Here is an 11,663-nt window from a genome sequence, read left to right on the forward strand (position 1 = left end):
TTTGGCGTAACCCCTATAGGTGTGTGGCTCTTCTCGTTCGGCCTTTGGGTCGCTGTCTCCCCCCCCCCCCCCACTCCCCAACCCCCCCCCCCCCCCCCAGCGCCGCCGGCGCCGCCACCCGGGCCGGCGGCTGGCGCAGCGACGCCGCCAGCCACGGCCAGCAGGCCGCCAGGGCGACGCAGGCCGCCGCCGCGGCGGCGCTGGCGCGGCGCCGCCGCGGGCGCACCGGCGCCTCGACGGCGGGCGCCGCCGCGGCGCCGGGCGCCGGTTGGTCGCGCCACAGCGCGGCGACCCAGTACAGCAGCAGCGAAACGACGCCGAAGAAGATCCAGCCGTAGACCAGGTGGTCGACCCCGGCCGCCAGGCGCATGTCGCTCCAGTGGCCGAGCATCACGATCAGGTAGGCGCGCACGCCGTTGGCCAGGATCGGCAGCAGCAGCGCGACGGCGATGAAGGCCAGGCGCCGGCCCGCGCCGCGGTAGTTCAGGTGGGCGTACAGCGTGCCCAGCACAACCGAGGCGATCACGTAGCGCAGCCCGCTGCACGCCTCGACCACCGACCAGTTGCCGCTGGGGATGCTGAAATTGTTGTTTTCGCGAAACACCGGCACGCCCGTCAGTTGCAGCGCGCCGACGGTGAAGCGGGCCGTGAAGTCGATCAGCGGCGGAATGAAGACTTCGCCGAACGGTACCGCCAGCAGCAGGTAGGCCAGCGGGAAGGCGATGCAGCCGCTGGCGCGGCGTCCGAGCACGGCCAGCACGGTGGCCGGCAGCATCGCCGTGGCCGCGTATTGGCAGACGACGCTGACGTTGGCGAGGTCGGCCAGCAGCCAGGCCGCGCCCAGCAGCGGCAGCAGGGCCAGGCCGGCGGCGCTGGGGCGCTGCGGCGCGGCGGCCAACGCGCCGCGTTGGCGCCAGACCAGCCAGGCGCTGATGGGCAGCACGGCGAAGCCGTGCGCGAAGGTTTGCGAGCGCGACCACAGCAGCAGCATCGACCAGAAGCTGTCGTGGTAGAGCGCGACGATGGCCGGCAGCGCCAGCGCCAGCGTCAACGCGGGCGGGGGCGCCGGCCGGGCCGGGCGGATCGGCGTGACGGCGCCGGCCGGCGCGGCGCGCAAGGCGGCCGGCCCGGCGCTCATGGCAGCGCCCCGGCCGGCGCGCGCGCCGCGGGTTCCAGGCCGAGCAGGGCGCCCAGCCGGCCCAGGCTGGCGTCCCAGTCGTAGTCGCGCAGGATGCGCCGGCGCGCCGCCATGCCGACCGGGTCGGGCGCCTGCGGCGGGCCGGCGCCGGGACGGCCCAGCAGGCGCGCCGCCTGGCTGATGAATTCGGCCTCGTCGCGCGCCAGCTCCAGTTCCTGGCCGGGGGTGGCGTCGATGCCCTCCAGCGCCTGCGGCGAGGCCAGCACGGTTTTTTCCATGGACATCGCCTCGAGCACCTTGTTTTGCACGCCGCGGGCGATGCGCAGCGGCGCCACCGCCAGGCGCGCGTGCGCCAGGTAGGGGCGGATATCGGGCACCGCGCCGGTGACGCTGACGCCGGGCGGGCGCCGACGATGTAGAAGCGCAGGTCGGGATATTGCTGCCGCAGCGAGGGCCAGACCCGCCAGACGAACCATTGCACCGCCTCGGCGTTGGGCCAGTAGTCCATCGCGCCGGTAAACACCAGCGCGGCGGCGCCGGCGGGGTAGGGGTTGGGGTAGGCCCGCAGCGGCGAGAAGTAGCCGGCGTCGACGCCGTTGCGGACCGCGCTGACGCGTTCGGCGGCCTGCGGCGCGCGGCGCCGGAACAGCGCCGCCTCGGCCTCGGAGACGAAGGTGGCGGCGTCGAAGCGCGCGGCGACGTCGCCCTCGTAGTCGAGCAGGCAGCGCGCCTCGCGCCGGTACAACTGCGACAGCGGCCAGTCCTTGGCGTCGGCGTACTGGCGCCATTTTTCCGAGTCGACGTCGACGAAATCGATCAGGCGCAGCAGCGCCGGCGCCGCCGCGTGCGGCGCCAGGTACTGCGCCATCGGCCCGGAGAAGGCCAGCGCGCGTCCGACCGCGCCGCCGCCGAGCAGGCGGTCGACCCAGTGCTGCAGGCGGGCGTTGCGGTAGTAGTGCAGGCTCATGGCCTGGCCGTACAGCAGGCCCTTGAGGCCGCGCAGGCGCGCCGCCAATGGATGGTGTTCGATGAAGCAGGTGCTGGCGCACAGCTCCCCGAGCGCGCCGGCGTGTTCGAGGTCGGCCGGGTCGTCGACGAAGCAGCCGAGGTGGACGCGGCAATGGCGCGCCAGGTATTCCAGCATGTGGAAGGAGCGGATCTTGTCGCCCTTGTTGGGCGGATACGGGATGCGGTGGGCCAGGAACAGCAGCTCGTCCATGGCCTAGCCCAGGTAGCGCACGATGTGCGGACCGATTCCGTTGGCCAGCGCCAGCGGCAGGCGGCGCCAGGCGCGGATGAAGCGCTGGTACTTGGGGTTCAGCGGATTGTTCTGCGGCAGCGCGCTGGCGCGCACCAGCTGGTATTCGTAGTGCAGCGGCTGGGCCGCGAAGCCCCAGTTCCTCTTGAAGTCGTAGGCGCCGGTGCCGACCTTGCTGCGGCCGAAGTCGAACAGCGTGTAGCCGCGCAGGCAGGCGCGGCGCATCACCTCCCAGTACATGAAGTCGTTGCCGGCGACGCTGCGGGCGGTTGCGGTGCCGCCGCCGTAGTAGGGCAGCACCTCGTCGCGGAAGTAGAACACCAGCACGCTGCTGATGGTTTCGGCGCGCCGGTAGACGCTGATGATCTCGCAGTCGCGTCCGAAGACCTGGCGCAGCAGCGCGAAGTAGCGTTTGGCGAACACCGGCGTGCCGAGCCGGTGCACGCTGCCCGCGTAGACGTCGAAGAAGTGGTGGACGTCGTAGTCGACGGCGCTGTGCAGGCCGGCGGCGATGCCTTTGCGCACCATCGCGCGCTGCTTGCGCGGGATGTCGAGCATGTTGTGCTCGGGCTGGGCGTGCAGGCGTTTGCGAAACGTCACGTACAGGTCCGACTGCAGCCAGTCGGGGTGGCGCGCCGGCCCCAGGTGGCGGTATTCGAGGTAGTCGACGCGCAGGCTGGCGGCCAGCGCGCGCGCGGCCTGGTCGAGCGCGGCGGCGGCGGCCTCGTCTTGCGCGGCGACGCCGCCGTAGACGCAAAACGGCAGCGCGCACAGCGAATTGCCGAACAGCATGCTGTTGATCTGCGCCAGCGGCAGCACGGCGCGGATTTCCCCGTCCGCTTCGGCGTAGAGGAACCAGGTGCGGTGGCCGAAGGCGCGTTCGATCACGGTTTGCCAGCCGGCGCGGTGGAAAAAGGTGGCGTCCGGGCAGCGCTGCACGAAGGCGTCCCAGCGCGCCGCGCCGGCCGGTTCGAGGGTGGCGACGGTGATGGCCGACGGCGCCGCCAGGTGGCACTCGAAGATCATGGCGTCCCCAGGAAAATGCGGTCGATGCGGTCCCAGCGGAAGTCGCGCGTCAGCGCGCCCACGCGCTGTTCCATGCGCCGCAGGTTGAGGTAGTGCCGAAAGCGCGTTTTGACGCCGAGTCCCGGCGGGCGCGGCTGGTCCGGGTCGAGCTCCCAGGGGTGGAAATAAAAGATGCCGGCCTGGCCGTCGCGGCCGTTGATGCGCCGCAGGCACCAGCGCGACAGCGCGTAGGGCAGCAGGCGGAAGTAGCCGCCGCCGCCGGCCGGCAGGTTGCGCCGCCACAGCCGCACGGTGCTGATGGGCAGCTCGAGCAGGCCGCCGGCGCCGTTCGGATAGCAGGCGAAGCGCGGCGCGTCCGGCATGCCGTAGTGGTCGTGGCGGATCGGGTAGATGCTCGAACTGTAGCGGTAGCCGGCGCGCTGCAGCGTGTCGAGCGCCCACAGGTTGGCGGCGCCGATGGAAAAACTGGGCGCGCGGTAGCCCAGCACGGCTTGCCCGCCGATTTGTTCCAGGATGCCCTTGCTGGCGCCGACGTCGGCGGCGAATTCGGCGCGGCTCTGGGCGCTGGCGCGCTGGTGCGCATAGCCGTGGCTGGCCAGTTCGTGGCCGTGCGCCAGGATGCGCCGCACCATTGCCGGGTAGCGCTCGGCGATCCAGCCCAGCGTGAAGAAGGTGGCGTGCACGCCGGCCGGTTCGAGCAGCGCCAGAATGCGCTCGACGTTGCCCTCGACCCGGCCGGGGATGCCGGGCCAGTCCTGCGGCCGGATGTGGGCGGCGAAGGCCGACACCTGGAAGTAGTCTTCGACGTCGATGGTCATGGCGTTGCGCAGCGCGGGGGTCGGCATCGCTCACTCCTGCTCGGCCAGGACCGGCTCGGCGCGCGGCGCCGGCGCCGCCAGCCACTGGCCGACGGTGGCGGCGATGCGTTCGGCGGCGTGGCCGTCCCAATAACGCGGCACGCGCCCGCGCTTGCCGCCGCCGGCCAGGATGGCCTCGCACAGCGCCAGGATCACCGCCGGCTCGTGGCCGGCGATGGTGTTGCTGCCTTCGCTGACGGTGATCGGGCGCTCGGTGTTGGCGCGCAGCGTCAGGCAGGGCACGCCCAGCGCCGTGGTCTCCTCCTGGATGCCGCCGGAGTCGGTCAGCACCAGACGGGCGTCGCGCATCAGGCCGAGCATTTCCAGGTAGCCCAGCGGCGGCAGCAGCACCACGCGGGCCGGGTCGAGCATGTCTTTCAGACCGAACTGGTCGAGCCGGGCGCGGGTGCGCGGGTGCAGCGGGAACAGCACCGGGACGCGGGCGCCGAGCGTCGAGGCGGTGTGCAGCAGGCCGCTCAGGCGGCTGCGCTGGTCGACGTTGGCGGGCCGGTGCAGCGTCAGCACCGCGTGGGCGCCGGCGTTGGGCTGGCAGCGGTAGCGCCGCAGCGTCTCCGCCAGCGGCACCGCGTGCGGCAACTGGCGCTGCAGCGTGTCGATCATGACGTTGCCGGCGAAGTGGATGCGCTCGGCGGCGATGCCTTCGCGCAGCAGGTTGTCGCGCGCCCCGGCCTCGCTGGTAAACAGCAGCTCGGAGAGTTGGTCGGTCAGCAGCCGGTTGATTTCCTCCGGCATGCTGCGGTCGAAACTGCGCAGCCCGGCCTCGACGTGCAGCACCGGCACGCCCCTTTTCGCCGCCACCAGCGCGCACGCCAGCGTCGAGTTGACGTCGCCGACCACCAGTACGGCACTGGGACGGTCGCGCTCGAGCACCGGCTCGAAACGGCGCATCACCTCGGCGGTCTGGGCCGCGTGGCTGCCCGAGCCGACGTCCAGGTTCAGGTCCGGCGCGGCCATGCCGAGCGCGGCGAAGTGCTGTTCGTTGAGGGCGTTGTCGTAGTGCTGGCCGGTATGAACCAGCGTCAGCCGCGGCGCCGGCTGCAACTCGCGCAGCGCGGCCAGGATGGGCGCCATCTTCATCAGGTTGGGACGGGCGGCGATGACGCAGACGATGTGCGGCGGGATCGGGGTACGGTGGCTCATGGCGGTTTCCTACAGCAAGAAGTTGAGGCTGGCGTTGATGGCGTTTTCACGGTAGTCGCCGCCGCGGTTGCTGGCGTGGCGCACCCGGCGCAGTTCGAGCGTGCCGCTGACCTTGCGCTGCAGCTGGCGGCTCAGGCCGACGCTCAGGGCAGCGTTGCTGTCCTTGCGCCCGACGTTGAGCGAGGTGACGGTGGCGTAGGCGGCGCTGACGTTGACGTTGCTGCGCGCCGACAGGCGCCAGTTCCAGCCGGCGTTGGCGGCGACCTGGCGGGTGCGCTCCTCGAGCGCGAAGTCGATCGCCGGCAGCAGCGCGCTGTCGATGCCGCCGCTGCTCTGGGCGCTGCGGCGGGTTGCCGTCAGGCCCAGCACCAGCGTGCTTTTCGCCGTCGCCGAGGCCATCGCCAGCGCGGCCCGGCGCTGCAGGAAGTAGCGCTGGCTAAAGTAGTTGACGGCGCCCGCGTCCGGGCCGAGCAATTGCGAGAAGCGCACGAAACTGTCGACGCGCTGCTGGCGCAGCTGCGGGTCGGGGATGGCGCCGCGCCACAACTGGTTGAGCATGCTCGCGGTGGCGCTGTCGGACAGGCGCAGCCATTCGCTCGGCGTGCTGCTGATGTCCTCGTGGTAGCCGAGCGACCAGCTGGTGTGGCGGCTGCGGTGGTTCAGGTCGAGCGCGTAGGTGTTGCCGAAAAAACGCTTGCCACCGCTGAGCGCGACGCTGCTGCGCGCCGACGGATACCAGCTGGCGCCGAGCAGCCAGAAGCCGCCGCTGGACGCGGCGCCGCCGGCCGGGCGGTAGCCGGCGTCCTCGTGGCCGGCGCTGGCGAACAGGCCGACGCGGCTGCTCAGATGGTAGCGCAGCGACAGCGTCGCCTTGTCCATGCGCACCGTCTCGCGCTGGCGCGCGCTCGTTTCGCGGCGGTCGAGGTGGGCTTCCCAGCCCAGGCCGCCGGCGCCGGTGTCGCCGACCAGGTCGAGCAGCAGTTCGTCGGTCGCGACGGTGAGCAGCTCGCTGCCGTTGCCGACCCGTTCGTGGGCGTAACGCAGCTCGGCGCTGCCGACGCCGCGCACCTGGTGGCGCAGATAGGGGCTGACGCGGCCGGCCCGCACCGTGCTCTGGTTGGTGTCGGCGGCGACGTTGTTGAGCGGCTGCGGGCCGAAGGCCGACAGCCTGTTTTGGCCGACGCTGGCGCGCAGGTCGAGAAATAGCCAGTCCTCCAGCAGCTCGGCGTTGGCGTCGCCCTGCAACTGGTGCTCGGTGCGGTCGCCGCGGCGCGTGTAGAACAATTGTTGCAGGCGGTAGGCCAGGTCCACGCGCAGGCGCTGGCTGCGGCCGCGCACCACCACGGACGGCGAAATTTCGGTGATGAAGTCGTCCTTGGCCTGGGGCGCCGGCGCCAGCAGGACGTTGTCGGTGTAGCCCTCGCTCAGGCGCAGCGCCGGCACCACGCTCCAGTCGGCGGCGCCGGCGCGCGGCGGCGCCGCCAGCGCGACGGCCAGCGCGACGGCCAGCGCGGTCGGGGCGGCGGCGCTCGGGCGCCGCGGTGGCGGCCGCCGCTGGCTAGTCGTAATAGCCATAGTAGTCGCCGCCGGGAAAGGCGCGGGTTTTGTTGTAGATCAGGTTGACGTGGGCGCAGCCCTCGATTTGCCGCAGCGCCTCCTTGACCGCGTGCTGGGTGGTGGTTTCGGCCTCGACCACCAGCACCACCTGGCCCATCTGCGCCGCCAGCACGTTGGCCTCGCTGGTGATGAGCAGCGGCGGCGAGTCGAAGATGACGATGCGGTCGGCGTAGCGGCTGGCGATGTCGGCCAGCAGCGCGCTCATGGTGCGGCTGGCCAGCAATTCGGTGGCGTGCTTGTTGCTGCGCCCGGCCGGCAGGATACTCAGCGTGGCGACGTTGGTTTTCATGATGACGTCGGACAGTTCCAGCTTGTCGCTCAGCAGGAGGTCCATCAGGCCGGGCTGCGCGCCCAGGCCCAGTACCTTGAGCACCGACGGGCGCGCCACGTCGGCGTCGACCAGCAGCACCGTGATGTCCATCTCCATGGCGATGCTCATGGCCAGGTTGACGGCGCAGTAGGTCTTGCCCTCGCCGGGCAGGGCGCTGGTGACGACGATCAGGTTGCCGTGCTTGATCGGGCCGACGCTGCCGCCGCCGCGCACGTTGCGCAGCAGCGGCCGCTTGATGATGCGGAAATCCTCGGCCACCGAGGTGCGCCCGCCATCGTGGGTGACCATGCCGAGTTGTTGCAGCCGCGCCAGGTTGATCTCGCAGTACTTGGCCGGCGCCGCCGCACCCGGCTCGGCGGCGCCGCGCAGGGCGGACTCCAGCGCCGGGTCCAAGGCCGCGCCAGCGGCCGGTCCGGCCATGGCGGCGGGCGTGTCCTGGCCGTACGCCGCGCGCGCCTCGGCCACCTGGGGCGCGGCCGCCGCCGCGTTGGCGACCGGGACACAGGTCGCCGGGACCGGCCCGGCGGCGGCGTCGAGCGTGTCGGCCGGCGCGTGCTCGGGCCGGGCGCCGGGGGCGGACTGTTCGTATTTGCTCACCATGTCACCTCATGCGATGGTTGCGCGCGCCGGCGGCGCCGCGGTGCTGCCAACGACGCCGCCGCGGCGGCCGGCGCCTAGAATTTGAGCAGCAGTGTCGACATGACCCCGCCGTACAGCACGAACAGCACGACCACGCAGGCGCCGAAGCCGTATTTGTCGCGCGTGCGCTTGACCTTTTCGGCATCGGTCCAGTTCATTGACACCGTGCCCAGCACCGGCAAGCCGGTGGCCTCGCGCAACTGGCCCGGGCTCAGGAAGGTCGGACGGATCTGGCTGACCAGCAGGGCGGCGGCGCCGCCGGCCACCAGCGCGCCGGCCAGCACCACGCTCAACAACAAGGGCCGGTTCGGGCCGATCGGCCGGAACGGCACCGTCGGCGGGTCGATGATTTTGAAGGTCATCATCTCGGTCGTCGAGCTGAGATCGCCCGACAGCTTGGCGACCTCGCGCCGGCCCAGCAGCTTGTCGTAGTTGTCCTTGTTGATCAGATAGTCGCGGTTCAACTGGGCCAGTTGCGATTCGACCTCCGGCACGGCGGTGCTTTGCGCCAACAGGCGCTCGTAGCGCGTCGTGTATTCGTGCACCCGCGCCTTGTAGGACGCGACGCGGGCGTCGGCCTCGGTCAGCGCCACCTTTAACTGTTGCAGCATTGGGCTGTAATTCTTGCCGGGATCGGCGCCGGCCGAGCGCGTCTTGGCCTCGTCGAGCTTGCGCGCCTGCAATTGGGCGATCAGGCGCTTGGTGGAGATGATGTCGGGATGCGCCTCGGTGTACTGCATGCGCAGCGCGTCGAGGTTTTTGTTGAGCGCCGCGATGCGCCCGTCGATTTCCGGATTGTCGATCACCGCCACGCTCGTTTCCAGGTCGAGCACCGGTTCGTCGCCGGAAATCTGGCTGTGGATGGCGTTGCGCCCCTGTTCGGCCTCGACCAATTCAAGCTTGGCGTTATTCAGGCTGTCCGACGCCATTAATAACTGGCTGCCGTAATCGATGCCCTGGCGCGGCAGCAGCAGGGTGTTTTTCAATTTGAAATCCTTGACCAGGTTCTCTGCGGCGACCAGCTTTTGTTCATAATTGCGGATTTGCTCGTCGAGGAATTTGACCGCCTTTTGCGAATCGCCCTGTTTGCCCTTGAAACTGCCTTCGACGAAGATCGTCAATAGCGACTGGACCACGTCGCGCACCAGTTTCGGGTTCTTGTTGTTATAGGTGATGGTGTAAATGTCGTAGGTATTGGTGCCGCCGATTTTGATACGGCTCATGAGCTCGTCGAGCTGCTGCTCGTGGTCGCGCGTGGTCTTGGCGTCGAGGTCGAGGTCGACCATGCGCATGACCCGCTCGACGTTCGGCCGGCTGAGCAGGGTGCGGCTCATGATCGACACCTGCTGCTCGACGTTGGGGACGCTGGTCATGCCCTGCAGCAGGGGCTTGAGGATGCTCTGGGTGTCGACGAAGACGCGCGCCGTGGTCTGGTAGTCGTCCGGCATGCTGGCCACCTTGATCCAGCCGAACACGGCGACCAGCCAGGCGGCGATGACGGCGTGCCAGCGGTATTTCCATATCCCTTTTAAGCTGGCTATTAACTGCTCGATCAATTCCTCCATGCTGCAGTCTCCCGAGGGTATTCAGTTTCCAAGGCCTGGTAAGCGCGCGCCTGGCCGATTCGGCGGCCAGCGCGGCCGGCGCCGGATTGCGCCTGGAACGTGAATGGTCAAATGGCAGAATAATCGGCTTGCGCGCACCGGCCGAATTGGCCGGTTGTGAACAAAGTATATGGCCGGCCCCGGGTGAATCCCGTCGAACCTGTGGCCTTGTTGATGCATGTCAAGAGCGGCGGGGAGCATCTTCTGAATCATATAAAAACCGGCGTTTGTGTCGTTCGTATCAAAACAAACCGCGCCGGCGCGGCATAAGGTGGCCGTTGGCGAGCGAATAAAAAAGGCAGCGCCGACGGGCCGGTGCTTATCGACGCGCCGAGGTTCGATCCATTATCGGAAAAGGGGCATCCATGAAACTGCAACGGCGTGAGTTCGCAAAAAACCTGGTCGGCGCGGCACTCGCGCTCGGGCTGCTCGATGGCTGCGCCACGCGCGCGCCCACGGCGGCGCCGGAGGAGCCGCCGCCGAGCGGCGACTATCTGATCGGGCCGGGCGACTCGGTGAATATCATCGTCTGGCGCAACCCCGAGGTGTCGCTGACGGTGGCGGTGCGCCCGGACGGCAAAATCACCACGCCGCTGGTGGAGGACTTGCAGGCCAGCGGCAGGACCTCGAGCGAATTGGCGCGCGACATCGAAAAGGCGCTGGGGAAATTCATCCAGCAGCCGGTGGTCACCGTCATCGTCACCGGTTTCGTCGGCCCTTACTCGGAGCAGATCCGCGTCATCGGCGAGGCCGCCAAGCCGCAGGCGCTGTCGTACCGCCTCGGGATGTCGCTGATGGACGTGCTGATCGCGGTCGGCGGCATCACCGAATTCGCCGCCGGCAACAAGGCCAGCATCATCCGCGTCAAGGACGGCAAGCAGCAAACGCTGCCGGTGCGCTTGGCCGACTTGCTCAAGAACGGCGATATTTCGGCGAACGTGTCGATGCGCCCGGGCGACGTGCTCTTGATCCCGGAAAGCTTCTTTTAGGCGGCGCGTGAGGGGCGTCCCACACGGCGTTTCAAGCGTACCCGGCTGTTTAACCTTGCCGTCGAGAAGGTTTTTCGCTGATATTCGGCGCCGGCGGCGCCGTGCCGGCGTTTGTGTGGGAAACACCTGGGCCGGCGCAACTTTGACGCTTTCCACTGCGACAATCCCCCCGTCCGCGCGGATAACTATTTTCAAAATCTGGGAACTTTCCACGCTTTTCCGATGTCACATGGCTTTGGGTTCAGCTCGCCTTTCCTTTCCGGGGCGGCTTGCCGCCACACCATGTGAGGAGAAAAGATGCGCCACCAGGACCAACCCATCATCTCTTTCGAGACTGCCGCCGCCCTGAGCGATCTGGTGGTCGGCGAAGGGAACGTCGATCCCGCTTTCGAGCACAACCTGGACCAGCAACGTTTCAATATTCGCATGGCCAATTCGCGTGGCAGGCGCGAGGCCGCCAGCCTGCTGATCAAGAAAATGTACGGCTGGCGCGGTTATGCGGTGGATCCGGGCGCCAGCCACGCGCTCAACAAGATCACCCTGTTTGCCGAGACCGAAGGCGCGACCGTGGGTACCATGACGCTGTGCCTGGACGATGACACCGGTTTGCCGGCCGACGAGAACTTCCGCGACAAGCTCGACGGGCTGCGCGAGCAGGGCCGGCGCCTGTGCGAGCCGTCGCGGTTGGCCATCGACAAGGGCGTCACCAAGCGCGTGTTCGCCGCCCTGATCCATATTTCCTACATCTACGCCCACAATATCCACGGCTACAGCGACTATGTGATCGAAGTCAATCCGCGCCACGTGGTGTTTTACAAACGCATGCTCGGCTTCCAGGACTTCGGCGGCGAACGCCAGTGCACGCGGGTGGGCGCGCCGGCCGTGCTGCTGCGGCTTGACTTGGCGTACATGGGCGAGCAGATCCGCAAGTATGGCGGCTTGATGGAGTTGCACGGCGGCGAGCGCTCGTTCTATCCGTATTTCTTTCCGACCTGGGACGAGCCGGGCATTACCGAGCGCCTCAAGGATGGCCGTAACTGAGC

At 69.0% G+C, this 11,663-nt stretch carries 10 protein-coding genes and 1 pseudogene; 2 read left to right on the plus strand and 9 right to left on the minus strand.

Annotated elements, in window-relative coordinates; genetic code table 11:
* Positions 1–13: 13 nt before the first annotated feature.
* From xrtA to ACFDR9_RS11570, 9 genes and pseudogenes are all read right to left on the minus strand, one after another.
* Positions 14–1,138, minus strand: coding sequence for an exosortase A (xrtA, locus tag ACFDR9_RS11530; RefSeq protein ID WP_409031082.1), 1,125 nt, complete (start codon positions 1,136–1,138; stop codon positions 14–16).
* On the minus strand, positions 1,135–1,515 hold the full coding sequence (locus tag ACFDR9_RS11535; RefSeq protein ID WP_409031083.1) for a glycosyltransferase: 381 nt from the start codon (positions 1,513–1,515) through the stop codon (positions 1,135–1,137). Before ACFDR9_RS11535 ends, xrtA begins: the two co-directional genes overlap by 4 nt.
* A gap of 71 nt (positions 1,516–1,586) precedes the next feature.
* A pseudogene (locus ACFDR9_RS11540) lies at positions 1,587–2,357 on the minus strand (TIGR03087 family PEP-CTERM/XrtA system glycosyltransferase); the annotation flags it as partial.
* A 3-nt stretch (positions 2,358–2,360) separates the two neighbouring features.
* Positions 2,361–3,422, minus strand: a complete 1,062-nt coding sequence (locus ACFDR9_RS11545; protein ID WP_017875489.1) for a FemAB family XrtA/PEP-CTERM system-associated protein — start codon at positions 3,420–3,422, stop codon at positions 2,361–2,363.
* Positions 3,419–4,267, minus strand: a complete 849-nt coding sequence (locus tag ACFDR9_RS11550) for an XrtA system polysaccharide deacetylase (protein WP_017875490.1) — start codon at positions 4,265–4,267, stop codon at positions 3,419–3,421. Before ACFDR9_RS11550 ends, ACFDR9_RS11545 begins: the two co-directional genes overlap by 4 nt.
* Before the next feature lie 3 nt (positions 4,268–4,270).
* The gene (gene wecB / locus ACFDR9_RS11555) at positions 4,271–5,440 is read right to left on the minus strand and encodes a non-hydrolyzing UDP-N-acetylglucosamine 2-epimerase (protein ID WP_409031084.1); all 1,170 of its coding nucleotides are present in this window, start codon (positions 5,438–5,440) and stop codon (positions 4,271–4,273) included.
* A gap of 9 nt (positions 5,441–5,449) precedes the next feature.
* Positions 5,450–7,015, minus strand: coding sequence for a TIGR03016 family PEP-CTERM system-associated outer membrane protein (locus ACFDR9_RS11560; protein ID WP_409031085.1), 1,566 nt, complete (start codon positions 7,013–7,015; stop codon positions 5,450–5,452).
* The gene (locus ACFDR9_RS11565) at positions 6,999–7,988 is read right to left on the minus strand and encodes an XrtA-associated tyrosine autokinase (RefSeq protein WP_409031086.1); all 990 of its coding nucleotides are present in this window, start codon (positions 7,986–7,988) and stop codon (positions 6,999–7,001) included. The genes ACFDR9_RS11560 and ACFDR9_RS11565 overlap by 17 nt, the downstream gene beginning before the upstream one ends.
* Positions 7,989–8,062: 74 nt before the next feature.
* Complete coding sequence (locus ACFDR9_RS11570) at positions 8,063–9,592, minus strand: XrtA system polysaccharide chain length determinant (protein WP_409031087.1); 1,530 nt, start codon at positions 9,590–9,592, stop codon at positions 8,063–8,065.
* A gap of 404 nt (positions 9,593–9,996) precedes the next feature.
* Here ACFDR9_RS11570 and ACFDR9_RS11575 point away from each other — a divergent pair, with 404 nt between their 5' ends.
* Together ACFDR9_RS11575 and ACFDR9_RS11580 are read left to right on the plus strand one after the other, a co-directional pair.
* The gene (locus ACFDR9_RS11575; protein WP_409031088.1) at positions 9,997–10,620 is read left to right on the plus strand and encodes an XrtA/PEP-CTERM system exopolysaccharide export protein; all 624 of its coding nucleotides are present in this window, start codon (positions 9,997–9,999) and stop codon (positions 10,618–10,620) included.
* A gap of 297 nt (positions 10,621–10,917) precedes the next feature.
* Positions 10,918–11,661 carry an N-acyl amino acid synthase FeeM domain-containing protein gene (locus ACFDR9_RS11580; protein ID WP_017875496.1) on the plus strand — a complete coding sequence of 248 codons (744 nt, stop codon included), beginning with the start codon at positions 10,918–10,920 and terminating at the stop codon, positions 11,659–11,661.
* Positions 11,662–11,663 lie beyond the last annotated feature (2 nt).

It is taken from the genome of Janthinobacterium sp. CG_23.3 (assembly GCF_046115965.1).
Classification (GTDB): domain Bacteria; phylum Pseudomonadota; class Gammaproteobacteria; order Burkholderiales; family Burkholderiaceae_D; genus Janthinobacterium.